This is a genomic window from Streptomyces sp. H27-D2, from assembly GCF_035828615.1.
In the GTDB taxonomy this organism is placed as follows: Bacteria; Actinomycetota; Actinomycetes; order Streptomycetales; family Streptomycetaceae; genus Streptomyces.
The window spans coordinates 1-26,919 of record NZ_JAYMZR010000098.1 but is presented as its reverse complement, the minus strand read 5'-3'; the positions used below and the strand labels follow the sequence as shown (position 1 = coordinate 26,919).

At 70.8% G+C, this 26,919-nt stretch carries 25 protein-coding genes and 1 riboswitch; of the genes, 10 read left to right on the top strand and 15 right to left on the bottom strand.

Going from position 1 to position 26,919, the window contains the following annotated elements:
• Window positions 1–96: 96 nt before the first annotated feature.
• The 3 genes from QMK28_RS28225 to QMK28_RS28215 all read right to left on the bottom strand — a co-directional run bounded on the left by QMK28_RS28225 (window position 97) and on the right by QMK28_RS28215 (window position 2,598).
• A complete protein-coding gene (locus QMK28_RS28225) occupies window positions 97–912 on the bottom strand; it encodes a hypothetical protein (protein WP_326442455.1) in 816 nt (271 codons plus the stop codon).
• 250 nt (window positions 913–1,162) lie between these two features.
• Window positions 1,163–1,903, bottom strand: coding sequence for a peptidase inhibitor family I36 protein (locus QMK28_RS28220; protein WP_326442454.1), 741 nt, complete (start codon window positions 1,901–1,903; stop codon window positions 1,163–1,165).
• A gap of 122 nt (window positions 1,904–2,025) precedes the next feature.
• Window positions 2,026–2,598 carry a hypothetical protein gene (locus QMK28_RS28215; protein WP_326442453.1) on the bottom strand — a complete coding sequence of 191 codons (573 nt, stop codon included), beginning with the start codon at window positions 2,596–2,598 and terminating at the stop codon, window positions 2,026–2,028.
• 262 nt (window positions 2,599–2,860) lie between these two features.
• Here QMK28_RS28215 and QMK28_RS28210 point away from each other — a divergent pair, with 262 nt between their 5' ends.
• Entirely contained in the window at window positions 2,861–3,472 is a 612-nt protein-coding gene (locus QMK28_RS28210) for a hypothetical protein (RefSeq protein ID WP_326442452.1), read from the top strand.
• Window positions 3,473–3,528: 56 nt separating this feature from the next.
• Window positions 3,529–4,107, top strand: coding sequence for a Uma2 family endonuclease (locus tag QMK28_RS28205; protein ID WP_326442451.1), 579 nt, complete (start codon window positions 3,529–3,531; stop codon window positions 4,105–4,107).
• 335 nt (window positions 4,108–4,442) lie between these two features.
• Here QMK28_RS28205 and QMK28_RS28200 read toward each other — a convergent pair whose 3' ends face one another.
• From QMK28_RS28200 to QMK28_RS28180, 5 genes are all read right to left on the bottom strand, one after another.
• The gene (locus tag QMK28_RS28200) at window positions 4,443–4,640 is read right to left on the bottom strand and encodes a pentapeptide repeat-containing protein (RefSeq protein ID WP_326442450.1); all 198 of its coding nucleotides are present in this window, start codon (window positions 4,638–4,640) and stop codon (window positions 4,443–4,445) included.
• Window positions 4,600–5,790, bottom strand: a complete 1,191-nt coding sequence (locus tag QMK28_RS28195; protein ID WP_326442449.1) for an ABC transporter ATP-binding protein — start codon at window positions 5,788–5,790, stop codon at window positions 4,600–4,602. The genes QMK28_RS28200 and QMK28_RS28195 overlap by 41 nt, the downstream gene beginning before the upstream one ends.
• Entirely contained in the window at window positions 5,787–6,749 is a 963-nt protein-coding gene (locus QMK28_RS28190) for an ABC transporter permease (RefSeq protein ID WP_443050852.1), read from the bottom strand. The genes QMK28_RS28195 and QMK28_RS28190 overlap by 4 nt, the downstream gene beginning before the upstream one ends.
• Window positions 6,746–7,693, bottom strand: a complete 948-nt coding sequence (locus QMK28_RS28185) for an ABC transporter permease (RefSeq protein ID WP_443050851.1) — start codon at window positions 7,691–7,693, stop codon at window positions 6,746–6,748. The genes QMK28_RS28190 and QMK28_RS28185 overlap by 4 nt, the downstream gene beginning before the upstream one ends.
• 75 nt (window positions 7,694–7,768) lie before the next feature.
• Window positions 7,769–8,863, bottom strand: coding sequence for an extracellular solute-binding protein (locus QMK28_RS28180; protein ID WP_326442456.1), 1,095 nt, complete (start codon window positions 8,861–8,863; stop codon window positions 7,769–7,771).
• A 391-nt stretch (window positions 8,864–9,254) separates the two neighbouring features.
• Here QMK28_RS28180 and QMK28_RS28175 point away from each other — a divergent pair, with 391 nt between their 5' ends.
• A complete protein-coding gene (locus QMK28_RS28175) occupies window positions 9,255–9,998 on the top strand; it encodes a GntR family transcriptional regulator (RefSeq protein WP_326442446.1) in 744 nt (247 codons plus the stop codon).
• Window positions 9,999–10,209: 211 nt separating this feature from the next.
• Window positions 10,210–10,995, top strand: coding sequence for an HAD family hydrolase (locus tag QMK28_RS28170; RefSeq protein WP_326442445.1), 786 nt, complete (start codon window positions 10,210–10,212; stop codon window positions 10,993–10,995).
• A gap of 281 nt (window positions 10,996–11,276) precedes the next feature.
• On the opposite strand, the gene groL is transcribed toward QMK28_RS28170, so the two are convergent.
• From groL to thrC, 4 genes are all read right to left on the bottom strand, one after another.
• Window positions 11,277–12,902 (bottom strand): chaperonin GroEL, encoded by a 1,626-nt coding sequence (groL, locus tag QMK28_RS28165; RefSeq protein ID WP_326442444.1) that lies wholly within the window; start codon window positions 12,900–12,902, stop codon window positions 11,277–11,279.
• Window positions 12,903–13,365: 463 nt separating this feature from the next.
• Window positions 13,366–13,578, bottom strand: a complete 213-nt coding sequence (locus tag QMK28_RS28160) for a cold-shock protein (RefSeq protein ID WP_326442443.1) — start codon at window positions 13,576–13,578, stop codon at window positions 13,366–13,368.
• 564 nt (window positions 13,579–14,142) lie between these two features.
• Window positions 14,143–14,418: a MoaD/ThiS family protein gene (locus tag QMK28_RS28155; RefSeq protein WP_326442441.1), complete on the bottom strand. Its 276-nt coding sequence runs from the start codon at window positions 14,416–14,418 to the stop codon at window positions 14,143–14,145.
• Window positions 14,419–14,482: 64 nt separating this feature from the next.
• Window positions 14,483–15,775: a threonine synthase gene (thrC, locus tag QMK28_RS28150; RefSeq protein ID WP_326442440.1), complete on the bottom strand. Its 1,293-nt coding sequence runs from the start codon at window positions 15,773–15,775 to the stop codon at window positions 14,483–14,485.
• A gap of 17 nt (window positions 15,776–15,792) precedes the next feature.
• Window positions 15,793–15,998: riboswitch (SAM riboswitch) on the bottom strand.
• Window positions 15,999–16,277: 279 nt separating this feature from the next.
• On the opposite strand from thrC, the gene QMK28_RS28145 reads away from it, so the two are divergent.
• Together QMK28_RS28145 and QMK28_RS28140 are read left to right on the top strand one after the other, a co-directional pair.
• The gene (locus QMK28_RS28145) at window positions 16,278–17,249 is read left to right on the top strand and encodes a glucosyl-3-phosphoglycerate synthase (RefSeq protein WP_326442439.1); all 972 of its coding nucleotides are present in this window, start codon (window positions 16,278–16,280) and stop codon (window positions 17,247–17,249) included.
• A gap of 189 nt (window positions 17,250–17,438) precedes the next feature.
• Window positions 17,439–18,911 (top strand): alpha,alpha-trehalose-phosphate synthase (UDP-forming), encoded by a 1,473-nt coding sequence (locus QMK28_RS28140; protein ID WP_326442438.1) that lies wholly within the window; start codon window positions 17,439–17,441, stop codon window positions 18,909–18,911.
• Window positions 18,912–18,936: 25 nt separating this feature from the next.
• Here QMK28_RS28140 and otsB read toward each other — a convergent pair whose 3' ends face one another.
• The 3 genes from otsB to QMK28_RS28125 all read right to left on the bottom strand — a co-directional run bounded on the left by otsB (window position 18,937) and on the right by QMK28_RS28125 (window position 21,548).
• A complete protein-coding gene (otsB, locus tag QMK28_RS28135) occupies window positions 18,937–19,785 on the bottom strand; it encodes a trehalose-phosphatase (protein WP_326442437.1) in 849 nt (282 codons plus the stop codon).
• A 19-nt stretch (window positions 19,786–19,804) separates the two neighbouring features.
• Window positions 19,805–20,083 carry a DUF3263 domain-containing protein gene (locus tag QMK28_RS28130; protein ID WP_326442436.1) on the bottom strand — a complete coding sequence of 93 codons (279 nt, stop codon included), beginning with the start codon at window positions 20,081–20,083 and terminating at the stop codon, window positions 19,805–19,807.
• A gap of 175 nt (window positions 20,084–20,258) precedes the next feature.
• Window positions 20,259–21,548 (bottom strand): extracellular solute-binding protein, encoded by a 1,290-nt coding sequence (locus tag QMK28_RS28125; RefSeq protein WP_326442435.1) that lies wholly within the window; start codon window positions 21,546–21,548, stop codon window positions 20,259–20,261.
• Window positions 21,549–21,875: 327 nt separating this feature from the next.
• On the opposite strand from QMK28_RS28125, the gene QMK28_RS28120 reads away from it, so the two are divergent.
• The 4 genes from QMK28_RS28120 (at window position 21,876) to QMK28_RS28105 (ending at window position 26,835) form a co-directional block, all read left to right on the top strand.
• A complete protein-coding gene (locus tag QMK28_RS28120; protein ID WP_326442434.1) occupies window positions 21,876–22,814 on the top strand; it encodes an SIS domain-containing protein in 939 nt (312 codons plus the stop codon).
• A gap of 313 nt (window positions 22,815–23,127) precedes the next feature.
• Window positions 23,128–24,132 carry an ROK family protein gene (locus QMK28_RS28115; RefSeq protein WP_326442433.1) on the top strand — a complete coding sequence of 335 codons (1,005 nt, stop codon included), beginning with the start codon at window positions 23,128–23,130 and terminating at the stop codon, window positions 24,130–24,132.
• Window positions 24,132–25,493, top strand: a complete 1,362-nt coding sequence (gene nagA / locus QMK28_RS28110; protein WP_326442432.1) for an N-acetylglucosamine-6-phosphate deacetylase — start codon at window positions 24,132–24,134, stop codon at window positions 25,491–25,493. The genes QMK28_RS28115 and nagA overlap by 1 nt, the downstream gene beginning before the upstream one ends.
• Window positions 25,494–25,872: 379 nt before the next feature.
• Window positions 25,873–26,835 (top strand): 1-phosphofructokinase family hexose kinase, encoded by a 963-nt coding sequence (locus QMK28_RS28105; protein WP_326442431.1) that lies wholly within the window; start codon window positions 25,873–25,875, stop codon window positions 26,833–26,835.
• The last annotated feature ends 84 nt before the right edge of the window (window positions 26,836–26,919 follow it).

Genomic DNA, 26,919 nt, shown 5'->3' with positions numbered 1-26,919 from the left:
GCTTGTGGCGAATTCGCCACAAGCGACGCGCGGGCCGAGCCAACTGCGTGTTCGGCTACGAGAACTCCGGAAACAGGGCCGCCGCTCCGGCACCCACTACGGCAGCGGGCAGTCCGTACCGTCCGCGCCGTCCGCGCCGGCTGTGCCGTTGGACTGGCCAGGCAAGCCGGGCGATCCATTGCCTCCCACACAGGCCCCGACGCCCCTGCCGCCCTTGCCGCCCTTGCCGCCCTCGCCACCGGTGAGACCGGGGCCGCTGGCACCGCCGCCGCCTCCGATGCCGCCCGCGCCTCCGGTAACGGAGACGCCGCCGGCACCCCCCACGCCGCCACCATGGCCGCTGGCGGCGTTCGCGCCGCCGACACCGCCGGCACCACCCACCCCGCCGGCGCCGCCGGTACTGCCAGCGCCTCCAATGCCGCCATTGCCGCCGGCGCCGCCCGCGCCGGCAGCGCCGCCCGCACCACCGACACCGCCGGTAGCGCCACTTCCCGCGAGCCCCTCGCCGCCGGCGCCGCCCGCGCCTCCGAGAGACCCGGTGGCGGCGTTGCCCATGCCGCCGACGCCACCCATGCCGCCGGTACCGCCGAGGTCGGCAGCGCCTCCGTTGCCGCCGATGCCGCCGTTGCCGACAGCTCCGCCGGCGCCCCCGACGCCCCCGGCGCCGCCTTGGCTGTTGGTGCCGGTGGCGTTGCCGCCGTTACCGCCGTTGCCGCCGTTGCCGTTGGCGCCGGCAGCGCCGCCCGCGCCATAGGCACCGCCAGTACCGCCGGAGGAACCGACGCCGGAAGAGCCGTTCGCGCCGGCATTGCCGACCGCGATGGCGGCAGCGGGGCTGACCACAATGCTGCCTACGACGATCGTGGCGATCAGAAGGGTCCGAGGCATGAAGGTGCCGTTCAGGAATCTCATAGGGCGAGTCCTTTCGGTTCGCATGACGGAGATCCGCTTTCGGCCGACAAGCCAACAGCCTCAACGCCAGCTTTGCCAGAATGCGCCGCCATGTCCCGCGACGGAACCATAAGAACTGTAAACCACTCCATCGGATTACTTCACGTCCGACTTCACGACAGAACGCCCCCGGACAATCGAGTCCGGAGGCGTTCCGCATGACCACGCGCCGCGCTCAACGCACGCGCCGCGCCCAGCCCAAATGCCCGGCTCAGCCCAAGTGTTGGGCGTTCAAGCTCGTGAGATGTTGATGGGACGCATCCTCGTCCGGATAGTCGACCTGGATGTCGATGAGCAGGTCGGTCCCGGGATCGATGGTGTGCCCGCCGCCTTCCGGGGTGCCGAGCAGGACGCTGCCGTCGCTGCCGTCCCGGAGGATCTCGCCCCAGAAGATATCCGTGAAGCCCTTGGACAGCGAGGTCCCCTCCGGCAAGTCACCGAAGCCGAGGGCCCACTTCACGACCCGGGTCTCCGCGACACGGACCGTGATCCGGTAGGAGTAGATCCACTTCTTGCTCTCCCAGTCCTGCCACTTGCCCAGGAACGCCTGTTCGACGCCCAGGTTCCCCAGGAAGGGGGCCGCGAGCGCCGACTGCGCCTGGTCGTTCCAAGTGCCGTTCGGGCTCCCGGCCATGCCGATCACCGCCATGTTCGCGATCGAGGTCCCGCGGTCCACCGGCAGCGAATGCCCCTGCTGGTCGGCCGCCGAGAAGAGCGCGTTGTCCTCGTCGGTGTTGTTGACGACGGCGCTCACCCCGTCACCGCTGTGGTCGAACCCGTACACCGAGAAGTCGTTGATGTACGCGCCCGACGGGATCGCCAGGATCTTGTCGCCGACCCCCGGGGTCTGACCGGCGTTGAAGTTGGCGGCACGGTAGAGGCAGAAGCTTCCCTCGGGGCACGCCCCGGCTCCCTGGCCATAGATCAACTGTGGTTCCTTGGCGCTCACCATGTCTCCTTTCCAGCTTCGAACTTCGAGCTGACGAGTCGTGCGGTGCTGCGGGGCGGGTGCTGCGGGGCGATCCCGCAGCACGATCCAGCAGGGCGACCCCGCAGCGCGATCCCGCCGTACGGCTACGCCTTGGCGAAGCGCCAGTTGCCGACATCCTCGGCCCGGTTCCAGTACGCGCTGGTGCACACGTCGTACTTCGCACCGGTCGGAGCCGGGTTGCCGCCGTTGGTCTCCAGGAAGCTGCCGGTCGCCGAGTAGAGGTTCCACAGCAGGACGACGTCGCCGACGCGCACGGCCTGGTCGCCGGGCGAGGAGGTCTGGGCGAAGACCCGCCAGCTGCCGGTCTTGTGGCCACCCCGGTCCTTCTCCCCGTTCGTGGACACGTCGTACTTGGCCGCCGGGCCCTGGCCGGACGCGGCCACCCCGTTGGTGTCCAGGTACCCGCCCTCGCCGTAGAGGTTGCGCAGGTGGACGACCTCGCCGCTCATGACCTGCTCGCCGGCCCGCTTCCCGGCAGCGGAGGTGATCTCCCACGTTCCGGTGCCCGCGGCGCGCGTCGGGGTGTCGCTGGTCGACACGCCGTAGACGGAACCCGCCCCCGGGTTACGGCCGTTGGTGTCGAGGTAGCCGCCGTTCCAGTCCTTGTAGCCGTTCTGGATGTGGACCTTGTCGCCGTACTTGAGTACGTCCGCCATGGGAGCCCCTCGGTTGGTCGCCGGCTCCCCGCTCATAGACAGGCTGATGAAAAAGCTCGTCGTACGGGGAGAAGCGGCAAGCCAAGCAGGGGGCGGCGGGCGGCAGTAGGGCGCAATCCGGCCAAACGGAAACTCTCCGCATGAGTTAACCCAATGCACTCATTTAGCGTACGGGTATCTCAGCCTCATACGTTTCTTCGCAGCCCCCCGAAACCAGAGGCCAGGTATTCGACACCCTCCAAGCGAAGGAGATCGACGTGAAGTGCAGGAGCAGCCGGAGCGGCAGCCGGAGCGGGGACCGGAGCAGGGACCGGAGCACCAACCGGAAGGGTGTCCCGAGCAGCCCGAACGGCCCGAACGGCCGGCGAACCCGCAGCCCGCGACAACTGCGCGGGCCGCGAGGCCACCCCGTACCGGGGCGTACGACGTGCTGGCGGGCCTCGGCCGTACCGACCCCCGGATGACGCTGTCGGCCGCCGACTGCGCCGCGCTCGAAGAGCTCGCGGGGCTGTGGCTGGCCCGGGGTGCGACCGAGGTGCAGGTCGTCCATGCGCTGACCGCCGGGCTGCCGCCGCAGGTGCACCACCCGGCCGCGCTCGCCCGCACCCGCCTCACCGCCAAGCTCCCCCCGGAGACCGCCCCCGTACCGGTTGCCGCCCGCCCGGCGCTGCGCGTCCTGGAATGCACCGTCTGCCGCGACCCCGGCCACCCCGAGGCGCTGCCCGGCGGCATCTGCGGCAAGTGCCGGGGTGAGGCCCCGCCCGAGCGCGCACCGGCCGGTCTCTCGCCCGCCGAGGTCCGGGCCCGCGTCCTGCTGCTGCGGGCTGCCGCCCGTACACCTGATGTCCGGACACCTGAGGAGACCCGCCCATGACGGTTCAGGACATGCCCACCAAGGTCGGGGCACCATGGAGGGGAGGAGGCGACGCCATGACCCCCAGCACCGCTGAACACGCCCAGATGTCTGTCGAGGACTTCGAGCAGCTCGCCCGCACGGCCCCCGAGACGGTGACGCTGGAATTCAGCAACGGAAAGCTAGAGGTCAAGCCGGTGCCCGACGGCGATCACGGATCGATCATCATGTGGCTGCTCAGGCAGTGCATGCAACAGCGCCCCGAGCTGGACCTGTACCCGGAGCAGGGGCTCAAGACGGAGGGGTACCGGAGGGGGCGCGCCAGGCCGGACGGCACCCTCGCTCCCGTGGACCACTTCGCCGGCCAGGGCGAATGGTCCGCCTCCGACGGCGTCCTCATGACCGTCGAAGTGACCTCCCACGACGCCGACACCGACCGCCGCGACCGCACTGAGAAGCGCGACGGCTACGCGGCGGCGGGCATCCCCGTCTACCTGCTCATCGACCGCGACGCGTGCACCGTCACCGTCCACAGCGAACCGAAGAACGGCACCTACCGACAGCAGCCCTCACACCCGTACGGCGCGACCGTCGAACTGCCCGCCCCCGTCGGCATCACTCTCGAAACCGAGAAGCTCAAGGACTACTCCCACTGAGCGAAACCGCCGTCCGGTTCCGGCAACACCTCTGATCCATGGGGAGATCCATGCGGATGGTGGGGCCCCTGCGCGGGCGCCCCACCCCGAGAGGCAGTCGGCGATACGGCTATTCGTCGTCGTCCGAGGCAGTCTCCTCAGACGCGGACGCGGCCTCCTCCTCGGCCTGCTGCTGCATGTCACCGAAGGATTCGTCGGGCGCTGTGGTCATGACGTGGCTCCTCATGTGGGGTGCGGGTATCCGGTGCGGGTACCCGCCGGCGAGTTCTTCCTGGCCGGAGCGCGGCTGCACCAGAAGTCACCCGAATGAGGCAATCGCCCTCTGAGCACCCACCTCAGGGGCAGTTGGTGATGATGCCGGGCGGGGTGGTCAGCGGGGCTACGCACACGTCGAGGCGGCTCCCGCCGTTGGCGTCACCGGTGTTGGCGTCACCGGTGTTGGCGTCACCGGTGTTGGCGTCACCGGTGTTGACGCCGCCCCGACCGGTCGGCTCAACCAGCGCTGCGCGCGACCACCAGCACCGGGTTGTCATGCGGCCGGATCGAGCAGCGGGTGCCGGCCGTGAAGCGGTGGGCTTCCCAGCTGGGGAGGTCCGCCTTGAGCTGGACGCCGGACTCGGTGGTCAGGTGCAGCCGGGTGACCGCGCCGAGGAAGGTCGCGACCCGGACGGTGACGGGGATGCCGCCGTCGTCGGCCCGCTCCCCCGACGTTCCCGGAGTCGCGCTCGCCGCGTCCTCGGCCGTGCGTACGGCCATGCCCTCCGGCCGCAGCAGGACGTCCACCTCGGTGCCGGACGCGGGCGCGTCGCCGTCGATCGGCAGCCGGTGGCCGAACAGCTCGACCACGCCGCCGTCCCGGACCGTGCCGGGCAGCCGGTTCATGGTGCCGACGAACTCGGCGACGAAGGGGGTGGCCGGGCGGGCGTACAACTCGGCGGGAGCGGCGCACTGTTCGAGCCGGCCGTCCTTCATGACCGCGACCCGGTCGGCCATGGAGAGCGCCTCCTCCTGGTCGTGGGTCACGAAGACGGTGGTGATGCCCAGCTCCAGCTGAATGCGCCGGATCTCCTCGCGCAGGGTCAGCCGGACCTTGGCGTCGAGGGCGGACAGCGGCTCGTCGAGGAGCAGCACCCTGGGGCGTACGGCCAGCGCGCGGGCGAGCGCGACGCGCTGCTGCTGGCCGCCGGAGAGCTGGTGCGGATAGTGCTCGGCGCGGCCGGGGAGGCCGACGAGTTCCAGCAGCTCGTGGGCGCGCTCGCGGCGCTCGGCGGCGGAGACCTTGCGGACGCGGAGGCCGAAGGCGACATTTTCGGCCGCGTTCATGTTGGGGAAGAGGCTGTACGACTGGAAGACCATGCCGATGTCGCGGCGGTTGGCGGGCACGCCGGTGACGTCCTGGCCGTCCATGAGCAGCTGACCGGCGTCGGCGGTGTCGAAGCCCGCGATGATGCGCAGCGCGGTGGTCTTGCCACAGCCGGACGGGCCGAGCAGGGCGACGAGTTCGCCGGGGGCGATGTCCAGGTCGAGGCCGTCGAGGGCGACGGCGTCGCCGAAGCTGCGGGTGAGTCCGCGCAGCTGGACGGGGACGCCCTCGCGGGCGGCGGTCGCGCCGGGCTCGTCCAGGGCGGTGGTTTTCGGGGCGGGAGTGGGGGGGGGGGACGCGGAGGCGGTGGTCGTGGTCATGAGGTCGGTTTCCTCCGGTTGCGGGCGGTCCGGGGGCCGCCGGTCCTGTTGCGGGCGGTCCGGTTACGGGCGGTCCTGTCGCCGCCGGTCCGGGGGCCGCCGGCCAGGGTGGTCAGCAGGAGCAGCAGGCCCCAGGTGATCAGCACGCTGATCACGGATACCGCGACGGACATCTGGGCTTGGCTGTCGCCGACCTGCACGATCCAGACGGCGAACGGGCGGAAGCCCTGCACCGAGGCGACGGTGAACTCGCCGAGCACCATGGCGAGCGTCAGCACTGATCCGCTGACCAGCGCGGGCTTGAGGTTCGGCAGGATGACGCGCAGCAGCGTCTGGAGGCGTCCCGCGCCGAGGCTGCGGGAGGCTTCGACCAGGGTGCGCAGATCGACGGCGCGCAGCCCGGCGTCCAGCGACCGGTACATGAACGGCAGCGACATAATGACGTAGAGGAAGACCAGGATCAGCGGGAAGCGCGGGTTCTGGATCGTCATGAAGGTCTGGTAGAGCGGGGTGGTCGCCAGCTCTTCCGGTCCCCAGGAGAGCACCGTGCTGACGCCCGCGACGAGCGCGATGGGCGGCAGGATCAGCGGCAGCATGCACAGCGTCTCGACGAGCCTGCGCAGCCGGGGCAGGTGCAGGGCGACGGTGATCGTGGTGGGCACCATCAGCAGCAGCGAGAGGGTCACGGTGCACAGCGCGAGGCCGACCGAGAGCAGCAGGCTGCTGGTGAAGCCCTCGGTGTCGAGGGCCTGGGTGTACGCGCTGAAGTCGATGTTGTTCGCGCCGCCCTTGGCGGGGACGTCCACGGAGAACCAGAGCGATGCGCCGAGCGGCACGATGAAGTAGACGGCGGCGAGCAGCAGCACCAGGCCACGGCCGTAGCGGGGGCGGGTACGGGTCCGGGTGCGGGGCCCCGGCGGGGCCTTGGGGATGGTGGGTGAGGCGGGGGCGGGGGTCATCCGAGCCATCGGGCACTCCGTCGCTGCAGCGGTATCTGTACGGCCATCACCAGCAGCGCCACGACGACCATGTTGAGGCTCAGGGCGAGCGCCATGTTCTCCTGCCCGACGAGCACATTGCCCGCCAGCGCGTTGGAGATCTGGAGGGTGATGAGCGGCACCGAGCTGCCGACCATCGCGGCGGCGGTCGCGTGCGAGGCGAAGGAGGTGCCGAAGAGCAGCACCGCGCCGCCGAGCAGCGAGGGGGTCAGCACGGGGAGGCCGACGTAGCGCCAGAAGTGCCAGTTGGTCCCGCCGGACGCGGCGACCGCTTCCCGCCACTGCGAGCGCAGGCCGTCGAGGGCCGGGAGGATCATCACCACCATCAGCGGCACCATGAAGTAGAGGTAGGCCAGCGCCAGTCCGGTGAAGGTGTAGAGGCTGAAGCCGGTGCGCTGGAGTTCCAGCATGCGGGTGACGATGCCGAGGTTGCCGAGCGTGGCGATGAAGGCGAAGGCGAGCGGGACGCCGCTGAAGTTGGCGAGCACCCCGGATGCCGAGACGATCATCTTGCGCAGCGCGCTGTGCTTCGAGGTGACGACAGCTTGCGCGATGAGCACGCCGAAGACGGTCGCCAACAGGGCGCATACGGCGGAGAGTTCGACGCTGCCGACCAGGCCGGTGCCGTACGCGCCCTTGAGGGAGTACGTGACGTTGTCGAGGGTGTAGTGGCTCGCGCCGCTCACCGGGTCCTCGGCGGTGAACGCGCCGTTGAGGATCGCGGCGGCCGGTACGCCGAAGAAGACGGCGAGATAGGCGAAGAAGGGGACGACGGCCGGCCAGCGGTGCCGCCTGCCGCGCCCCCGCCCACGGCTGCGGCCGGGGGCTGGGGCGGGCTGTGGAGCGAGGTCCTCCGCCGGCGCGGGTTCCCGCGCCGGCGGGCTTTCGGTGACGGTCAAGGCGATGGCTTTCGGATTGGGAGAGGCATCGGGGTGGGGGCCCGAGGCGGGGGCCGCCGTGCTACGGACGGCAGGCCGCGATCAGCCCGAGACCGCGTTGCCCCAGCCGTCACCGATCAGGCCCTTCGCCTTGCTCTCCTGGTCCAGGGTCGGGAACTTCGGCGTTCCGGTGACCTTGGGGAGCTTGGCGGCGGCCTTCGCGTCGGCGGTTCCGGCCTTCTTCATGCCGGGCAGCAGCGCCGGGCGCGAGTAGCCGCGCAGCCAGATGTTCTGGCCCTGGGCGCTGTAGATGAACTCCATCCACAGCCGGGCGGCGGCGGGGTGCGGGGCGTACGAGTTCACGCCCTGGTTGTAGTACTGCGAATACTTGCCGTCGGTCGGCACGGCGACCTTCCAGTCCAGGCCCTTGCCCTTGAGCTGGTCGGCGAAGCCCGCGTTGAGGTAGTCCCAGTCGACGCTGATCGGCGTCTCGCCCTTCTGGATGGTGGCGAGGGAGGACTCGACGGGGACGTAATTGCCCTTCTGCTTCAGCTTCTTGAAGAAGTCGAGGCCGGGCTGTACGTCGTCGAAGGAGCCGCCGTTGGCGAGCGAGGCGGCGAAGACGGAGGCGAACGCGGAGCCGGACTTGGTCGGGTTGCCGTTCAGCGCGACCTTGTTCTTGTACTCGGGCTTGAGCAGGTCGGCGAAGGACTTCGGGCAGACCTTCACGGTCTTGGCGTCGCAGCCGATGGCTATGTAGCCGCCGTAGTTGTTGAGGTACGAGCCGTCGGCCTGCTTCTGCCCGGCCGGGATGCCGTCCCAGCCGGCCACCTTGTACGGCGCGAGCAGCTTCTTGGCCTTGGCGGACTGCATGAAGGCGGTGCCGAGGTCGAGGGTGTCGACCGCGCGGTCCTGGCCCTTGCGCTTCTCGGCGGCGCTCAGCGCTTCCTGGCTGCTGCCGCCGGGGTTCTCGTTGTTGACCTTGATGCCGTACTTCTTCTCGAAGGTCTTGATCATCTCGCCGTAGTTGGACCAGTCCGGGGCCAGCGCGTAGACGTTCAGCGCGCCTTCCTTCTTGGCGGCGGCGACCAGCTTCTTCATGCCGCCGAACTTCTCGGCGGAGGCGGCCTTGGCCGCCTTGCCCCCGCCGCCCGCGTCGGCGGGCGCCGCTCCGCAGCCGGCCGCGGTGGCGGCCATGGCGAGCGAGGCGGTACCGGTCAAAAGGACGCGGCGCAAACGGGCTGCCTTCACGGTGAACTCCTGTGTCTCTTCAGCTGCTACTCCGCAGCATCAGGAAGCGGAGCTTCACTTGTTTGAACAAGTTGTCATTCAGTAGGCCAGGGAAAAGTAGCAAGAAGATGACCGACAGGCAACGGAGGCATGTACAAAACCGCAGGTAGAACCGTTATTCACGGGGAGGTTTAAGATTCTCCAGAACGGTTATCCACTGCGGGCGCACAGCTCTCGATCCCGAAGATGCGCGCAGCTGGCACAACGGGCGTCCGGACAGATGGCATGATCTGCGCCAGGCCACCGCGATCGCGCTCACAACGGGGCCGCATCCGAGCCCCCGTCCGAGGAGAGCGAAGTGACCCGACGGCACCAGCAGATCGCCGACGAGCTGCGTGAACTCATCACCAGCGGCCACTATCCGGTGGGCGCCGCGCTGCCCTCGGAGCCCGAGCTGGCGCGCACCCACGGCGTCGCCCGTGGCACCGTCCGGCAGGCCGTCGGCGCGCTGATCTCGGAGGGCCTGATCGGCTCCCGGCAGGGCGCGCGATCGGTCGTACTCAGCTCCACGCCGAGCCAGAGCTTCTCCGAACTGCTCAGTTTCTCCCAGTGGGCCCGCGCCAACGGCCGCGATCCCGGCGGATCCGTTATCAGTTCGTTGCGCGGCCGGGCCACCCCGGAGGAAGCCTCGCAGCTCCTTCTGACGGAGGGTGACGAGGTGCTGCGCATCCTGCGATTGCGCACCCTGAGCGGCGCGCCCGTACTGCTGGAGCGGACCTGCTACGCGGGCTGGATGGCCGACGCGGTCGAACGGGTGCCGGACGACTGCGAGTCGGTGACCCAACGGCTGCACGACGACGTCGGGCTGGTCTTCGCGCACGGCGAGCACCGCATCGACGCGCTCGCCGCGGGCACCCTGGAGGCCCGACACCTCGAAGTACGGCGCGGCAGCCCGCTGCTGCGGCTGTGCCGCACCACGACCTCGCCAGAGGGCCGCCCGGTGGAGACCGGCGACGACCGCTACCGCCCCGGCTCGGTCTCCTTCACCGTCCGCAACTCCGCGCTGACCAACCCCATGTCCCGCAACACGGGCAGGCATTGACTCGGGCGGCGGGGACTCTGCGGCGGGGACTCGGGCGGCGGGGCGGCTGTTCCGCGCGGACGGCAGGGCCGCCTGCACCGCGCGGACCTCTCCTCCGTAGCGCGCCTCCGTAACGCACCGCCGTAACGCACCGCCCGCACCGACCCGCACCGGCCCGCACCGCGCCAACCAGCCCTCTACCGCCCCGCCCCGCGAGAACAGCGAGTCGCCCATGCCGTCCCGCCCGCCCGACACCGCATCCGACGCAGTATCCGACACGGCTTCCGACGCAGCCATTTGCGTCGCACCTGCCGTCCCGGCCGACACCGCCCCCGGCCGCCTGCCCGCCGGGCTGTCCGCAGGGCTCCCCGCCGCGCTGCTGTGCGACATGGACGGGACGCTCGTCGACACCGAGCGGGAGTGGCTGCTCGCGGTGGCCGCGCTGCTCGACGAGGAGGGGCTGCCCTCCGGCGAAGCGGCGCTCGCCCCCTTCGCGGGTGCCACGCTCGCGGACTCGGCGGCGCGGCTCATCGAGCAGCACGGGCTTCGCGCGACGCGGGAGGAGCTGTTCAGCCGGCTCGACGGCGACTTCACCCGCCGGGTCGCGGCCGGGGTGGCCGTCCAGCCGGGCGCGCTCGCATTCCTGGACCGGGCCAGGGCGCTGGGCGTACCGACCGCTCTGGTCACCGCCTCCGAGCGGCACCTGACCGACCTGGTGCTGGAGACCCTCGGCGCGCACCGCTTCGATCTGACGGTGGCCGGCACCGAGGGCGGGCGCAGCAAGCCGTACCCCGACCCGTATCTGGCCGCGGCCACCCGGCTCGGCGCGGACCCGGCCGACTGCCTCGCTGTCGAGGACACCCCGACGGGCGCCGCGGCGGCACTGGCGGCGGGCTGCCGACTGCTGGCGGTCCCGACCGTCCCCGGCATCGAGCCGGGCCCCCGTACGCTCTTCGCGGCCTCCCTGGTGGGCCTCGACCCGGCCGCGCTCCCGCTGAGCGGCTCACTGCCCGCCTGAGGCTGCGCACACCCCGACGCACGGGCCGCACCGCACGGGCAGCACCGCACGGGCCCGCACCGCACCGACATGTCAGGCAGCCAACGCCCGAGGGCGGCACCCCCGTGATGGGAGTGCCGCCCTCGGTCCGTAGGACAAAGCCGTACGCAGTGCCGTACAGGGTGAAGCGGTGATGCTGTAATGCGGTGAAGCGGTAACGCCGTGAAACCGTAACGCTGTCCAGCGGTGAAGCTGTCAAGCGGTCTGGCCGTCAAGCCATGGCCCGCTGATCCTCAGGAGGATCAGAAGTCCATGTCACCGCCGGGCATGCCGCCGCCGGCGGGCGCGCCGCCGCCCTTTTCGGGCTTGTCGGCGATAACAGCCTCGGTGGTGAGGAAGAGCGCGGCGATGGAAGCCGCGTTCTGCAGCGCGGAGCGCGTCACCTTGGCCGGGTCGATGATGCCTTCGGCGATCATGTCGACGTACTCACCGGTCGCGGCGTTCAGGCCGTGGCCGATGGGCAGGTTGCGGACCTTCTCCACAACGACGCCGCCTTCGAGGCCGCCGTTGATCGCGATCTGCTTCAGCGGAGCCTCAAGGGCCAGCTTCACGATCGCGGCGCCGGTCGCCTCGTCGCCTTCGAGCTCGATCTTGTCGAACACGGAGACGGTCTGCAGAAGGGCGACGCCGCCACCGGCGACGATGCCCTCTTCGACGGCTGCCTTGGCGTTGCGCACCGCGTCCTCGATGCGGTGCTTGCGCTCCTTGAGCTCGACCTCGGTCGCCGCGCCGGCCTTGATGACGGCGACGCCGCCGGCCAGCTTCGCGAGGCGCTCCTGGAGCTTCTCGCGGTCGTAGTCCGAGTCCGAGTTCTCGATCTCGGCGCGGATCTGGTTGACCCGGCCCTGAACCTGCTCCGAGTCACCCGCACCGTCGACGATGGTGGTCTCGTCCTTGGTGATGACGACCTTGCGGGCGCGGCCCAGCAGGTCGATGCCGGCGCTCTCCAGCTTGAGGCCGACCTCCTCGGAGACAACGGTGCCACCGGTGAGGATGGCGATGTCGCCGAGCATGGCCTTGCGGCGGTCGCCGAAGCCCGGAGCCTTGACGGCGACGGACTTGAAGGTGCCACGGATCTTGTTGACCACCAGGGTCGACAGGGCCTCGCCCTCGACGTCCTCGGCGATGATCAGCAGCGGCTTGCCGGACTGCATGACCTTCTCGAGGAGCGGCAGCAGGTCCTTGACCGAGCCGATCTTCGAGTTGACGATCAGGATGTACGGGTCGTCGAGCGACGACTCCATGCGCTCCATGTCCGTCGCGAAGTACGCGGAGATGTAGCCCTTGTCGAAGCGCATGCCCTCGGTCAGCTCGAGTTCGAGCCCGAAGGTCTGCGACTCCTCGACCGTGATGACGCCTTCCTTGCCGACCTTGTCCATCGCCTCGGCGATGAGCTCGCCGATCTGGGTGTCAGCGGCGGAGATGGAGGCGGTCGAAGCGATCTGCTCCTTGGTCTCCACGTCCTTGGCCTGCTCCAGCAGCTGGGCAGAGACGGCCTCGACGGCCTTCTCGATGCCACGCTTGAGGGCCATCGGGTTGGCGCCCGCGGCTACGTTGCGGAGGCCTTCCTTGACGAGAGCCTGAGCCAGGACGGTCGCGGTCGTCGTGCCGTCGCCGGCGACGTCGTCCGTCTTCTTCGCGACCTCCTTGACCAGCTCTGCGCCGATCTTCTCGTACGGGTCCTCGAGCTCGATCTCCTTGGCGATGGAAACACCATCGTTGGTGATCGTGGGGGCGCCCCACTTCTTCTCGAGGACGACGTTACGGCCCTTGGGGCCGAGGGTGACCTTGACGGCGTCGGCGAGCTGGTTCATCCCACGCTCGAGACCCCGCCGCGCCTCCTCATCGAACGCGATGATCTTGGCCATATGAAGTGGTCCTCCCAGGACTGGGCGCCCCCCGGACTAAGTCTGGGGGAGGTGGATACTCCGGACCAGGGGGCGCCCGCGACGGACGGCCAGCCGATCGCCAGGTCATTTCCGGCGGTCGAACGGGCCTCACCGACCTGGTCCTTCTGTCACTCTCCACGTGAGAGTGCTAACGCCAATGATTAGCACTCGGCATGGTCGAGTGCAAGCTCCTCCGGCGGATCCCGGCCCCTCTCCAGCCACTCCCCGCCCACCGGGCACGCTCCTCGCCGCACCCTCGCGCCCGGACGCACGAAGGGCCCGTACGCCTCTGATCCGACCCCGAGCGCGGCCACCCTCGCCGCTGACGCACGAAGGGCCCGTACCCCTTGTGGGGGACGGGCCCTTCGGCGTGAGTGAAGGCTGTGAGTGAGTGCGTCGGTGACCGGCCGGGGGCCGGTCACGGACCGATGCCCGCGGGAGCTCAGCCGGGAAGTCCGGCCAAGCGGACCATGTCCGCCTGCGGCCCCTTCTGGCCCTGCGAGATCTCGAACTCGACCCGCTGACCTTCCTCGAGGGTGCGGTAGCCGTCCATCTGAATCGCGCTGTAGTGCACGAAGACGTCCGCACCACCGTCGACCGCGATGAAGCCGTACCCCTTCTCCGCGTTGAACCACTTGACGGTGCCCTGAGCCATGCCTAACTCCCCTATTACTGGCCCTTGCACAGGACCGCACTCCGCGGGCCCGGGTCAGACTTCGCCCCCACGAAAGACAGGTGAGGGCGTGCGCCGGAACGCGTCGACCGCCGCTGAATGTATCTGCACGAATGCCGTCTGCAACAGGTCACACCGACGAGAATTCTGGGTACGGACGATCGCTTATAGCGGGCCAATTGCCGTTAATCCAGGGCAACTCGGGCCGGGCATAGTTCACCAAGAAGACAAATGATGCGCACACTTTGGGCACAGGTTGTCGTGTTCTCGTATGCGTCCGACGGGGCCGGAAGAAGGCGTTCCATTCAACTGTATCGCCTTTCAACCGACGGAATTGCCCCGTCCGCTTGTGTGCGGACGGGGCAATTCGAGAAGATATGGGGTTCTATGCGCGGTAGGTGCCAACCAATTTCCGGACCGCCCGCCATGGTCTCCCAGGCAGGCGGTGGAACAGCGCGTGAGCTGTAGGACGGGCGGTGGAACAGCGCGCGGCAGGCGGATGGAACAACTCACCCAGGCGGTAACAGAGCTCGCGCGGGCGCGGCATCAGCCGCCGGCGACCGCCGGAATGATGGAGACGCCGGCGCCGTCCGGCGTGGCCGTCTTGAGGCCCTCGGAGAAGCGCACGTCGTCGTCGTTGACGTAGACGTTGACGAAGCGGCGCAGCTTGCCCGCGTCGTCCAGCACGCGCGCGGCGATGCCCTGGTGGTTGTTCTCCAGGTCCGTGAGCACCTCGGAGAGGGTCGCGCCCTCGGCGCTCACCTCGGCCTTGCCGCCGGTGTAGGTGCGGAGGATGGTCGGGATACGGACGGAAACACTCATGCGAGGCCAGCCTCTCGGAACGACTGCAGGGTGGGACGGATCGTCGCGGTCGGGACTGCAACACTCATGCGAGACCGGCCTCTCGGAACGACTGCAAGGTGGGACGGATCGTCGCGGTCGGGCCTGTGGTCGGGGCCACCGCGTCCAGGGTCTTGAGGCCGTCACCGGTGTTCAGCACGACGGTCTCACCGGCCGGGTCGAGCTGCCCGGACTCGATCAGCTTCCTGAGCACGCCGACGGTCACCCCGCCCGCGGTCTCCGCGAAGATGCCCTCGGTGCGGGCGAGCAGCTTGATCGCGTCGACGATCTCGGCGTCGTTGACGTCGTCCACCGCGCCGCCGGTGCGGCGGCAGATGTCCAGGACGTACGGGCCGTCGGCCGGGTTGCCGATCGCCAGGGACTTGGCAATGGTGTCCGGCTTGACCGGCCGCACGACGTCGTGGCCGTCCTTGAACGCCTTGGAGACCGGCGAGCAGCCCTCGGCCTGAGCGCCGAAGATCTTGTACGGCTTGTCCTCGACGAGGCCGAGCGTGATCAGCTCCTTGAGACCCTTGTCGATCTTCGTCAGCTGCGATCCCGAGGCGATCGGGATGACGATGTTGTCCGGGAGCCGCCAGCCGAGCTGCTCACAGATCTCGAACGCCAGCGTCTTGGAACCCTCGCCGTAGTACGGACGGAGGTTGACGTTGACGAAGCCCCAGTCCTCGCCGATCGGGTCGCCGATCAGCTCCGAGCAGAAGCGGTTCACGTCGTCGTACGAGCCCTCGATGCCGACCAGCTGACCGCCGTAGACGGCGGCCATGACGACCTTGCCGGCCTCCAGGTCGTGCGGGATGAACACACACGACTTGAAGCCCGAGCGGGCCGCCGCCGCGCCGACGGCGCCCGCGAGGTTGCCCGTGGAGGAGCACGAGAGGGTGGTGAACCCGAAGGCGCGCGCCGCCTCGACGGCGATCGCGACGACGCGGTCCTTGAAGGAGTGCGTCGGGTTCCCTGAGTCGTCCTTGACGTGCAGACCACCGGTGACGCCCAGCTCACGGGCGAGCCGGTCGGCCTTGACGAGCTTGGTGAAGCCCGGATTCAGATTCGGCTTCTCGGCGACGTCGGCCGGCACGGGAAGCAGCGGGGCGTAGCGCCAGATGTTGTCCGGACCGGCCTCGATGCGCTTGCGGAGCGCGTCGGGGCTGTCGGTCGGGAGGTCGTAGGCGATCTCCAGCGGCCCGAAACAGGCTTCACAGGCGAAGATCGGCCCGAGCGCGAAACGCTCTCCGCATTCGCGGCAGGAGAGCGCGGCGGCGGGGCCGAGATCGACCGTGGTGGCGGTGGAAGTAGAGTTCTCTGCGGCTTGCACAGCCATGGAGGCGAGGCCCTTTCTCCTCATCTTCCCCGTGGCGAACTTCGCCACGAGACGGAATTGGCACCTTCCCCACCGGGAGCCTCACTGGATAACCGCGCCCTGTGGGCGGCGACCGGATCACGGTCGGACTGACCGGATCATGATCGGACTGCGGATATGCGAGACCGGCGGGATGGTTGCCGGGGCTTCAACGGGCCGTTCCCTCTGCCCCTCTGGATGAGCGGTATGGCACCGGATGACTGGCCATCCGGGCGTTTGTACGCACTGGGACCCCGACATGCGATGGCCATATGCGTTGTTCAAGACTGTAACCGAAGGCACCGACAGTTGAGATAGTCGTCCGCACCGCGAGATGGATCACATGGGCCGGGGTGGGGGCCTGGCCGGCCCGGGGCCTGCCCGGGGTGGGGCCGGGGCGCGGGCACCCCGCGCGGGCGGTTTGCGCGTGGGACGCGACACTGAACACGACACTGAAGATGACGCCGGGCAGGGAGACACGCACGTGCTGGAAGAGGTGGAGCACTGGCTGGGCCGGCGGTCCTGGTCGGCCGGCGACCGTCCGCTCGACCAGCTCCTCGCCGCCAAGCGCGGCGCGGGCGCCCGGGGCACGGTCAGCGTCGTGCTGCCCGCGCTGAACGAGGAGGCGACCGTCGGCGCGATAGTCGCCGCCATCCGGGACGAGCTGATGAGCCCGGCCGTGCCGCTCGTGGACGAGCTGGTGGTGCTGGACTCCGGCTCGACGGACCGTACGGCGCAGGTCGCCGCCGAGGCCGGCGCGCGGGTCGTGCACCGGGACTCCGTACTCCCCCGGCTGCCGCCGCTGCCCGGCAAGGGCGAGGTGCTGTGGCGCTCGCTGCTCGCGACGAGCGGCGAGATCGTCTGCTTCATCGACGCGGATCTGCGGGACTTCTCGGCCGAGTTCGTCTCGGGCATCGTCGGGCCGCTGCTGACCGAACCCGACGTCCAGTTCGTCAAAGCGATGTACGACCGGCCGCTGGGCACCGCGGCCGACGGCTCCGGCGCGGGCCAGGGCGGCCGGGTCACTGAGCTGGTCGCCCGCCCGCTGCTCAATCTGCACTGGCCGCGGCTGGCCGGATTCGTCCAGCCGCTGGGCGGCGAGTACGCGGCCCGCCGCTCGCTGCTGGAACGGCTGCCGTTCCCGGTCGGCTACGGCGTCGAGCTGGGCCTCCTGATCGACGCGCTGCACACGGTCGGGCTGGACGCGCTCGGCCAGGTCGACGTGGGCGTCCGCCGGCACCGCCACCAGGACGGCCAGGCGCTCGGCCGGATGGCCGCGGCGATCTACCGCACTGCCCAGCTACGGCTGGCCCGCGGCCACCTGGTGCGGCCCGCGCTGACCCAGTTCGAACGCGGCGAGAACGGGTTTGTGCCGCGCACGCATGTCGTGGACACGGAGGAGCGTCCGCCTATGGCGGAGATCCCTGAGTACGAGCGGCGACGGCGGGCGGCTTGAATTCCAGCCCTCGCCCAGTCCTCGCCCAGCCTTCCCCCGCTCTCGGCCGGGGGATGCCCCCAGGCGATCGAGGACACCCCACCACCGGGCTGACGCGTTCAGGACAACCAGGACAACACGGCCACAGACCGGCAATGCCCGGCACAGCCGAACGTTTGGGCGGTTCCGCAACTGGCTAGGCTCAGCGACATGGTCGCTGAGCACACCGCTGCCCGCATTCTCGTCGCCTCCAACCGCGGCCCCGTCTCGTACTCCCTGCGGGACGACGGCTCGCTGGCCGCCAAGCGCGGCGGGGGCGGGCTCGTGTCCGGACTGTCCGCGATCGGGCCGGACGCCGACGCGCTCTGGGTCTGCGCGGCGCTCGGCGACGGCGACCGGGAGGCGGCGCGGCGCGCGACCGAGGGGCATCTCGACCCCGAGGACAGCGGCGGCCAGCACGTCCGGATGCTGGACATCCCGGAGGACGTCTTCACCGCCGCGTACAACGGCATCGCGAACTCGGTGCTGTGGTTCATCCACCACCTGCTCTACCAGACGCCGCTGGAGCCCGCGTTCGACGCGGAGTTCCGCCGCGACTGGGCCGCGTACGAGGCGTACAACGCGGCCTTCGCGGACGCGCTGGCCGCCGAGGCCGCGCAGGGGGCGGTCGTCCTGGTGCAGGACTACCACCTGTCCCTGGTGCCGGGGCTGCTCCGCGAACTCCGCCCCGACCTGCGGATCGGGCACTTCTCGCACACCCCCTGGTCCCCGCCGGACTACTACCGGCTGCTGCCGGACGACGTCGCGGAGCAGCTGCTGCGCGGCATCCTGGGCGGCGACCGCGCGGCGTTTTTGACCGACCGCTGGGCGCGGTCCTTCGCGGACTGCTGCGCGGCCGTGCTGGGCGCGGGGGTCGCGCGCGGCGAGGACGGCGAGCTGCGCGTCACGCACGAGGGCCGGACCACCCGGCTCGGCGTGCACGGGCTCGGCGCCGACGCCGAATTCCTGCGCGCGCGCTCGCACGCGCCGGACGTCGAGGAGCGGCTGACGGCGCTGCGCGAGCAGATCGGCGGCACGGAGCGGCAGCCCCGCAAGACCATCGTCCGGGTGGACCGGACCGAACTCTCCAAGAACATCGTGCGCGGCCTGCTCGCTTACCGGCGGCTGCTCACCGACCGCCCCGAGTGGCGCGAGCGGGTCGTCCACGTCGCGTTCGCCTACCCCTCCCGGCAGGACCTGACCGTCTACCGCGAGTACACAGCCGAGGTCCAACGGGTCGCCGACCAGATCAACGAGGAGTACGGGACACCCGGCTGGCTGCCGGTCGTCCTGCACGTCAAGGACGACTTCGCCCGCTCACTGGCCGCGTACCGGCTGGCCGACGTCGCCCTCGTGAACCCGATCCGCGACGGAATGAACCTGGTCGCCAAGGAAGTCCCCGTCGTCTCCGACGAGGGCTGCGCCCTCGTCCTCTCCCGCGAGGCGGGCGCGGCGGCGGAGCTGTCCGAGGACGCACTGCTGGTCAACCCGTACGACGTCACGGCCACGGCGCGGGCGTTGCACGAGGCGCTGTCGATGGAGCCGGGCGAGCGGGCCGAGCGGACGAAGCGGTTGGCTGTGGCGGCGACGGCGTTGCCTCCGCAGGAGTGGTTCTTGGGGCAGTTGCGAGCGGTTGGCGGCTGAGCCCGCGCGGCGCAAAACCAACCCGCTAGCCCCCCGCCGCAGCAGCAATCGCATCGAGCAGGTCGACAACCCCCGCCGGCCCCTCCACCACAAGATCCGCGCGGGCGGCGAGTTCCGTGACTTCCGCGCTGCCGCTGCACACGAGCACGCCGGCCAGCCCCTCGGAGCGCAGTTTCTCCACGGCCGCGAACGCGGCCAGGTCGCCGAGGTCGTCCCCGGCGAACAGAATGCTGCTCGCGCCGCTCTCGCGTACGTATTCGGCCAGGGCGACGCCCTTGTCCATGCCGGGGGGCCGCAGCTCCAGTACGAGGCGGCCCGGTTCGACGATCAGCCCGTGCCGGGCGGCCAGCTCGCCGAGGGGGGCGAGCAGCAGCTCGAAGGCGGCCTGCGGGTCGGTGGCGCGGCGGGTGTGGACGGCGATGGCGCGGCCCTTGTCCTCGATCCAGGTGCCGCGCCAGGCGTCGACCTCGTCCAGCACGCCGGGGAGTTCGGCCTCGACCGCGGCGACGCCGGGGTGCGGGGCAGGGGCCTGGACCGTGCCGGTGACCGCGTCCCAGCGCTCCGCGCCGTAGTGGCCGAGGACGACGAGGTGTTCGAGGCCGGGGACGCCGGCGAAGCCGCCGTAGCGCACCGCGACGGAGGCCGGGCGGCCGGTGATCACCGCGACCGAGCCGACCTGCGGGGCCAGCCGGGCGAGTGCCGGGACGGCCGCGGGGTGCGCGCGGGCCTTCTCGGGGTCGGGGACGATCGGGGCGAGTGTGCCGTCGAAGTCGAGTGCGACGACGGCCTCTCGCGGTCGCTCCAGCAGCGCGGCGAGGCCGGCGCGGCCGAGGAGCGTGGAAGGGATCGGCAGGGAGTGCGGGTTGCTGCCCATGCCGGTGACCCTACCGGGGTCAGCGGCGCTCGCGGCGGGCGTCGCGGACTCTGCGCAGCCGGTTGACCGTCACCGGGTCGCGGGCCAGCGCGCGCGGGTCGTCGAGCAGGGCGTTGAGGAGCTGGTAGTAGCGGGTCGGGGAGATGCCGAGCTGCTCCCGTACCGCCCGTTCCTTGGCCCCGGGCCCGACCCAGCCGCGGCGCTCTACGCCGAGCACCGCGAGGTCGCGGTCGGAGAGGTCTGAGGGGTCTGAGGGGTCGGAGGGGTCACAGGGGTCCGAGCGGTCGGTGTCCTTCATGGATTCCAACTTAGCCACTGGGACCGACAGCCGCGCCATCGGATCATCCGGGCAGGTCACGGGGGTGGAGCAGCCAGGTGGGGCATGCGGGGGGCACGACCAGCCGGGCCACGTCGCCGGGCCGCCACGTCGCCGGGCCGCCGCCCGCACAGGGCCGCCGCCCGCGCGAAGCCGCCTACCTGGCGTCCCTGGCTCCCGCGTTGTCCGCCGTCGTCGCCTCGCGCTGCAACTCGCCGAGCACGCCCGCCGGGTCGCCGGTCCTGCCGACCGCCGCGCCGATCTGCTTCTTCACCTTGCCGCTGACCAGCGGCCAGGAGGTCTTGTCCGCCGGGTAGAACTGGGAGTTCGGCAGCTGGTCGAGGAAGCCCCACAGCGGCTTGTACTTGCGGTCGGCGCGCATCTCGCGGGACGCGGAGTTGGTCACCGGCAGCAGGTCGTACTGGTCGAGGAACTTGACCGTGTTCTCTCTGTTGTACGCGAAGTCGAGGAACGAGCCGATTTCCTTGCGGTGGCCGTTCTGCTTGAACGCCATCATCCAGTCGGCCACGCCCATCGTGGACTTGGCCTTGCCGTCCTTGCCGGGCAGCTCGACGGTGCCGTACTTGACGCCCTTCGCATCGGCCTGCTGCATCAGCGTGGGGTGGCCGTTGAGCATGCCCACATCACCGTTGGAGAAGCCGTCGAAGACCTTCTGCCGGTTGGTGGCAGCCGGGTCGGAACCGGTGAGGTCCTTGGCGACGAGGTCGTTCTTCAGCCACTCGAACGTCTCGATGTTCTCCGGCGAGTCGATCGTGTAGTTGCCGATGTCGTCGGTGTAGCCGCCGCCGCCGGAGAGCATCCACATCAGCGTCTCGGCCTGCGGCTCCTCGGGGCCCAGCGGCAGTCCGTACGGCATCTTCACGCCGTTCTGCTTGAGCTTGACCGCGTCCTGCTTGATCTCCGCCCAGCTCGTCGGCGGGCTGGCTATGCCGGCCTGCGCGAAGAGCGTCTTGTTGTAGAAGAGCCGCCGGGTGCTGGAGACGAAGGGGAGGCCGTACTGCACGCGGTGCACTTCGCCGGCCTCGGCGAGCGAGGTGATGAAGTCGGCCTGTACGGGGATGGAGAGCAGTTGGTCCGCGCTGTAGAGCTTGTCCTGGGCCGCGTAGTCGGCGTACGCGCCGATCTGCGCGATGTCCGGGGCCTTGCCGCGCTTGACCATCTGGGCGACCTTCTTGTCGACGTCCTCCCAGGAGTAGACGTTGACGTCGACCTTGATGCCGGGATTCTTCGCCTCGAAGGCGCGGGCCACCTCGCCCCAGTAATTGCGGGAGCTGTTGGAGTCCTTGTCGCCGTAGTCGGCCGCGACCAGCTTCAGGGTGACGTCACCGCCGTCGGAGGAACCGCCGATCATGCCGCAGCCGCTGAGCGTCGCCGCAGTCGCGAGACCCGTCGCTGCCAGGCCGAGGAACCGCCGCCGCACTGCCATGATCGCCCTTATCGCCTTGTCCGGAATGTAGCCAACTGCCTGGACCTATCCGGCCCGACGCGAAGTGTGAGTTTCCCTCGCGCACGCCCACAAGGTCTACACCACGGCTCGTATCACTTCGGTATCGCCCTTCCCCTGCGCAGGTCAAGGCTGCTATCCACATCAGGGGTCATTCTCTCAAAGTGTTCAACGCCCGCCGCCCACCGGATCCTCCGGACTCCTGGGCTCCGCTTTCTCCGATGCTTTCTCGCCATTTCCCCCCTCTCTCCACCCCCTTCGCCCCGTATAGCACGCATCACCCCTTTCGCACCGAAGGAGCCGCCGAGCATGGCCGCAGCCGAGCAGTCCCGCACCGCCGCCGAGATCGCCACCCAGCCGAGCTGTTGGCGCCGCGCGGTGAAAGCCGCCGCCACCGCCGAGGGGCTGCCGCAGCCGGGCGAGCGGGTGGCCGTGACCGGCTGCGGCACGTCGTGGTTCATGGCGATGGCGTACGCGGCGCTGCGGGAGGCCTCCGGACAGGGTGAGACGGACGCCTTCGCCTCGTCCGAGTTCCCGCTGGACCGCGCGTACGACCGGATCGTGGCCATCAGCCGCTCCGGCACCACGACCGAGGTGCTGGAACTCCTCGCGGCCGTCCGGGGCCGCACCGCCAGCACCGCGCTGACCGGCGACCCCAAGACCCCGATCATGGACGCGGCGGACACGGTCGCCGTCCTCGACTTCGCCGACGAGGAGTCGGTCGTGCAGACCCGCTTCGCGACCACCGCGCTGGCCTTCCTGCGCGCCGGGCTCGAACTGCACGGGCCGCTGCCCACCGGGGTCAAGACGGTCGCCGAGGCGGCCGTCGACGCCGAACTCGCCATCACCCAGCCGCTTCCCGAAGCGGTGCTCGGCGCCGAGCAGTGGACCTTCCTGGGGCGCGGCTGGACGTACGGCCTCGCCCAGGAGGCGGGCCTCAAGATGCGCGAGGCGGCGGGCGCCTGGACCGAGTCCTACCCGGCGATGGAGTACCGGCACGGCCCGATCTCGATCACCGGCCCGAACCGGATCGCCTGGATGTTCGGGCAGCTTCCGGAGGGCCTCGCGGGCGACGTCGCGCGCGTCGGCGGCACGCTGCTCGCCGACAGCTCGGTGGGGCCCCGCGCGCTCGACCCGATGGCTGATCTGATCCGGGCGCAGCGGCTCGCGGTTGCGGCGGCGGAGGCGAAGGGGTTCGACCCGGATCGGCCGCGGAACTTGACGCGGAGCGTTGTTTTGGGGGGTTAGCTGGGGAGGGGGGACCGCCCGCGCGGGTGGTCTTCAGTGGCTGGACGGGTGTCCTTGCCGGACGGGGTGTGGTTGCCGGATGGGGGGTGATTGCGCGCCGCGCGGGTTGTGGTCGGTTGCTGTACAGGTGTCCTCAAACGCCGGACAGGCTGGTTTTGCGCCGCGCGGGCTGTCTATCAGTCGCTGCACAGTCGTTGCACAAGCTGTCCTCAAACGCCTGGGGCGCCTCCCGGCCGGAGGCTGGGGGCTGGTCCCCCACAGAAATCCACAACTGGACTAGACCTCTCGCGCCATAACGCGCGAGACTGTTCCCGTGAGACACGTCATCGCCCTCGATGTGGGCGGCACCGGAATGAAGGCCGCCCTCGTCGGCGCCGACGGCAAGCTCCTCCACGAGGCACGGCGCGCGACGGCCAGAGAGCGCGGGCCGGCCGCGGTGGTGGAGGCTGTGCTCGACTTCGCGGCGGAGCTGCGGGCGATCGGTGAGGAGCGGTTCGACGAGCCGCCGTCCGCCGCCGGGATCGGTGTGCCGGGGATCGTCGACGAGGCGGGCGGCGTCGCCGTCTACTCGTCGAACATCGGCTGGCGCGACGTCCCCTTCCGCAGGCTGCTGCGCCGACGGCTCTCCGGGCCGCTGCCCGGCGCGCGGCTCTCCAGCACCCGGCCGCCGGCCGACAGCCGGCGCGGGCGGCCCGACCTGCCGGTCGCCATCAGCCACGACCTGCGCGCCGGCGGCCTCGCCGAAGCACGCCTCGGAGCCGGCCGGGGCGTCGACCGCTTTCTGTTCATCGCCCTCGGCACCGGCATCGCCGCCGCCATCGCCATCGACGGCCGGATCGAGGCCGGGGCGCACGGCGCGGCCGGCGAGATCGGCCACATCGTCGTACGGCGCGGCCCCGACGGGCTGCCCTGCGGCTGCGGCCAGCGCGGCTGCCTGGAGACGCTGGCCTCCGCCTCCGCCGTCGGCCGCGCCTGGGGCGAGGCGTGCGGCGACCCGGAGGCCACCGCCGCCGACGCGGCCAAAGCGGTCGAGTCCGGCGATCCGCGGGCGCAAGCCGTATGGGACACGGCCGTCGCCGCGCTCGCCGACGGCCTCGTCACCGGCCTCACCCTGCTCGACCCGCGGTCGCTGATCATCGGCGGCGGGCTCGCCGAGGCGGGCGACACGCTGTTCGCACCTCTGCGGGAAGCGGTTCGCGAACGCGTTACGTTCCAGCAGCTCCCCACGATCGTTCCGGCGGCCCTCGGGGATGCCGCCGGGTGCCTGGGCGCAGGTCTGCTCGCCTGGGATCTTCTCTCCACGGAGGTAACCGCCTGATGTCGGAACGTACGGTTCTCTCGGGCGCCCGGGTGGTGCTGCCGACCGGTGTCGTCGACGACTGCCGCGTCACGGTCGAAGGCCGCCTCATCGCGAGCGCCCGCACAGGCGCGGCCACCTCCAGCACAGCAAGCACCCGTGCGAGCACTCCCAACGGCAGCGGCGGGACAGGCGGCGCGGGCAGTGCAGACGGCGGAGGCAGTGCAGGTGGTGCAGGTGGTGCAGGTGGTGCAGGCAGTGCAGGTGGTGCTGGCAGTGCTGGCAGCGCCCGCGGGACGAACAGCACGGCCGGCACAGGCAGCGCAGTCGGCACAGGCAGCGCAGCCGACGCGACCTTCCTCGACCTCTCCGGTTACTGGATCGTCCCCGGCTTCGTCGACATGCACGTCCACGGCGGCGGCGGCGCGTCCTTCTCGGCCGGGACCGCCGAAGAGGCGCTGAAGGTCGCGGACACCCATCGGCGGCACGGCACCACCACGATGGTCGCCTCCACCGTCACCGGCGAACTGGACGACTTGGCCCGGCAGGCGGGCGCGCTCTCCGAACTGGTCGAGCAGGGCGAACTGGCGGGGGTGCACTTCGAGGGCCCCTTCATCTCCCCCGGCCGCTGCGGCGCGCACGAGCCCTCGCTGCTCCGCGACCCCGACCCGGCGGACGTACGGAAGCTGGTCGAGGCCGCGCGCGGCACCGCGAAGATGATGACCATCGCGCCCGAACTGCCGGGCGGCATGGAATCCGTACGGCTGCTCACCGAGCACGGCGTGATCGCGGCCGTCGGGCACACCGACTCGACGTACGACGGCACCCTGGCGGCCATCGACGCGGGCGCCTCCGTCGCCACCCACCTGTTCAACGCGATGCCCGGCCTCGGCCACCGCGAGCCCGGCCCGATCGCGGCGCTGCTGGAGGACGAGCGGGTCACCGTCGAGCTGATCAACGACGGCACGCATCTGCACCCCGCCGTGCTCGAACTCGCCTTCAAGAGCGCCGGCGCGGGCCGCGTCGCGTTCATCACCGACGCGATGGGCGCGGCGGGCAAGGGCGACGGGTTCTATCCGCTCGGCGGTCTGGAGGTCGAGGTCAAGGAGGGCGTCGCGCGGCTGGTCGAGGGCGGCTCGATCGCGGGCTCCACGCTCACCCTGGACCGCGCCTTCCGGCGGGCCGTGACGATCGACCGGCTGCCGGTCGAAGCGGCCGTACGGGCGCTTTCGGTCAACCCGGCGCGGCTGCTGGGCGTGGCCGACCGGGTCGGTTCGATCGAGCCGGGCAAGGACGCCGACCTGGTCGTCCTCGACGCGGACTTCGGGCTGGCCGGGGTGATGCGCAAGGGCGCGTGGGTGATCGCGCCCTTGCTGTCGTGAGGCGGCTGTCCCCACTCAGTTGTCCTGACGCGGCTGCCCCAACGCGCCTGTCCCGACTCAGCTGCCCTGACGCGCCTGTCCCAACGCGACTCTCCTGACGCGGCTGTCCCGACACACCACCGGTAGTCGTCGGCAGCCACCGATAGGCGCATTCACGCCGACGCGGAGGCGGATGGCCCCAAAGTCTGGGCCCGCCGCCTCCCCTTTGGCATGATCGCCCGTACGAGCGGCCGTACGAGCGGCCGTACGAGCGGCCGTACGAACAGGCCCCGACACACACCGGCACACGCACACCGGCACGGGCACAGGGCGCGCGAGCCCGCGCGCAGGTCCACGCGCGAGCCCTCGCGCACCCCGCTCAGCACGGGAGGAGTCCGCAGTGATCCTCACGGTCACCCTCAACGCAGCCCTGGACATCACCTACGCCGTACCCCGGTTGCTCGCCCACTCCTCGCACCGCGTCACCCGGGTCACCGAACGCCCCGGCGGCAAGGGCCTCAACGTCGCGCGGGTGCTCGCCGCCCTGGGCCACCGGGCGGTCGCCACCGGCTTCGTGGGCGGCGCGACCGGCGCGGCCCTGCGCGAGCAGCTCGCGGCCGTGGAAGGAGTCGAGGACGCCCTCGTGCCGATCGCCGGGAGCACCCGCCGCACCATCGGCGTCGTGGACGCCGCCTCCGGCGACACCACCCAGCTCAACGAGCCCGGCCCGACGGTCACTTCCGCCGAGTGGGACGCCTTCGCCACCGCGTACGCCGGACTGCTCGGCGGCCCGGACCTGCAAGCGGTCGCGCTCTGCGGCAGCCTGCCGCCCGGCGTGCCGGTCGGCGCGTACGCCCACCTCGTGCGCGGGGCGCGCGGCGCGGGCGTGCCCGTCCTCCTCGACACCAGCGGCGAAGCCCTGCGCCGCGGCCTCGCGGCCCGCCCCGACCTGGTCAAGCCGAACACCGACGAACTCGCCGGGCTCACCGGTTTCACCGAGCCGCTGCGCGCCGCGCACGACGCCCGCAAGCGCGGCGCGCGGACCGTGGCGGCCTCGCTGGGCGCGGACGGGATGCTCGTGGTCACCGCGGAGGGCGGCTGGCGGGCCGCCCCGCCGACCCGGATCGCGGGCAACCCGACGGGCGCCGGCGACTCGGCCGTCGCCGGGCTGCTCTCCGGTCTGGCCGAGCGCCTCCCCTGGCCGGACCGGTTGGCCCGCGCCGTGGCCCTGTCGGCGGCGACCGTACGGTCCCCAGCGGCCGGCGAGTTCGACCGCCCGACCTATGACGAACTGCTCTCCACCATCAAGGTCACCGAGACCGGGAAAGTCACCGAGACCGGATCGCCGGAGCCAGGGTCGTAACTCCGGTCATAACTCAGGCGCCGTAACCCCGGTCGTAACTCAGGCCGTAACCCCGGCCGATGCCCCGGTCCCGGCCCCCCCACC

Bases quoted from the DNA above. Each gene is read 5' to 3' on its own strand.
- QMK28_RS28225 (WP_326442455.1), bottom strand. From the start codon at position 912: ATGAGATTCCTGAACGGCACCTTCATGCCTCGGACCCTTCTGATCGCC.
- QMK28_RS28220 (WP_326442454.1), bottom strand. From the start codon at position 1,903: ATGGTGAGCGCCAAGGAACCACAGTTGATCTATGGCCAGGGAGCCGGG.
- QMK28_RS28215 (WP_326442453.1), bottom strand. From the start codon at position 2,598: ATGGCGGACGTACTCAAGTACGGCGACAAGGTCCACATCCAGAACGGC.
- QMK28_RS28205 (WP_326442451.1), top strand. From the start codon at position 3,529: ATGACCCCCAGCACCGCTGAACACGCCCAGATGTCTGTCGAGGACTTC.
- QMK28_RS28200 (WP_326442450.1), bottom strand. From the start codon at position 4,640: ATGACAACCCGGTGCTGGTGGTCGCGCGCAGCGCTGGTTGAGCCGACC.
- QMK28_RS28195 (WP_326442449.1), bottom strand. From the start codon at position 5,790: ATGACCACGACCACCGCCTCCGCGTCCCCCCCCCCCACTCCCGCCCCG.
- QMK28_RS28190 (WP_443050852.1), bottom strand. From the start codon at position 6,749: ATGACCCCCGCCCCCGCCTCACCCACCATCCCCAAGGCCCCGCCGGGG.
- QMK28_RS28180 (WP_326442456.1), bottom strand. From the start codon at position 8,863: ATGGCCGCCACCGCGGCCGGCTGCGGAGCGGCGCCCGCCGACGCGGGC.
- QMK28_RS28170 (WP_326442445.1), top strand. From the start codon at position 10,210: ATGCCGTCCCGCCCGCCCGACACCGCATCCGACGCAGTATCCGACACG.
- groL (WP_326442444.1), bottom strand. From the start codon at position 12,902: ATGGCCAAGATCATCGCGTTCGATGAGGAGGCGCGGCGGGGTCTCGAG.
- QMK28_RS28160 (WP_326442443.1), bottom strand. From the start codon at position 13,578: ATGGCTCAGGGCACCGTCAAGTGGTTCAACGCGGAGAAGGGGTACGGC.
- QMK28_RS28155 (WP_326442441.1), bottom strand. From the start codon at position 14,418: ATGAGTGTTTCCGTCCGTATCCCGACCATCCTCCGCACCTACACCGGC.
- thrC (WP_326442440.1), bottom strand. From the start codon at position 15,775: ATGGCTGTGCAAGCCGCAGAGAACTCTACTTCCACCGCCACCACGGTC.
- QMK28_RS28140 (WP_326442438.1), top strand. From the start codon at position 17,439: ATGGTCGCTGAGCACACCGCTGCCCGCATTCTCGTCGCCTCCAACCGC.
- otsB (WP_326442437.1), bottom strand. From the start codon at position 19,785: ATGGGCAGCAACCCGCACTCCCTGCCGATCCCTTCCACGCTCCTCGGC.
- QMK28_RS28130 (WP_326442436.1), bottom strand. From the start codon at position 20,083: ATGAAGGACACCGACCGCTCGGACCCCTGTGACCCCTCCGACCCCTCA.
- QMK28_RS28125 (WP_326442435.1), bottom strand. From the start codon at position 21,548: ATGGCAGTGCGGCGGCGGTTCCTCGGCCTGGCAGCGACGGGTCTCGCG.
- QMK28_RS28120 (WP_326442434.1), top strand. From the start codon at position 21,876: ATGGCCGCAGCCGAGCAGTCCCGCACCGCCGCCGAGATCGCCACCCAG.
- nagA (WP_326442432.1), top strand. From the start codon at position 24,132: ATGTCGGAACGTACGGTTCTCTCGGGCGCCCGGGTGGTGCTGCCGACC.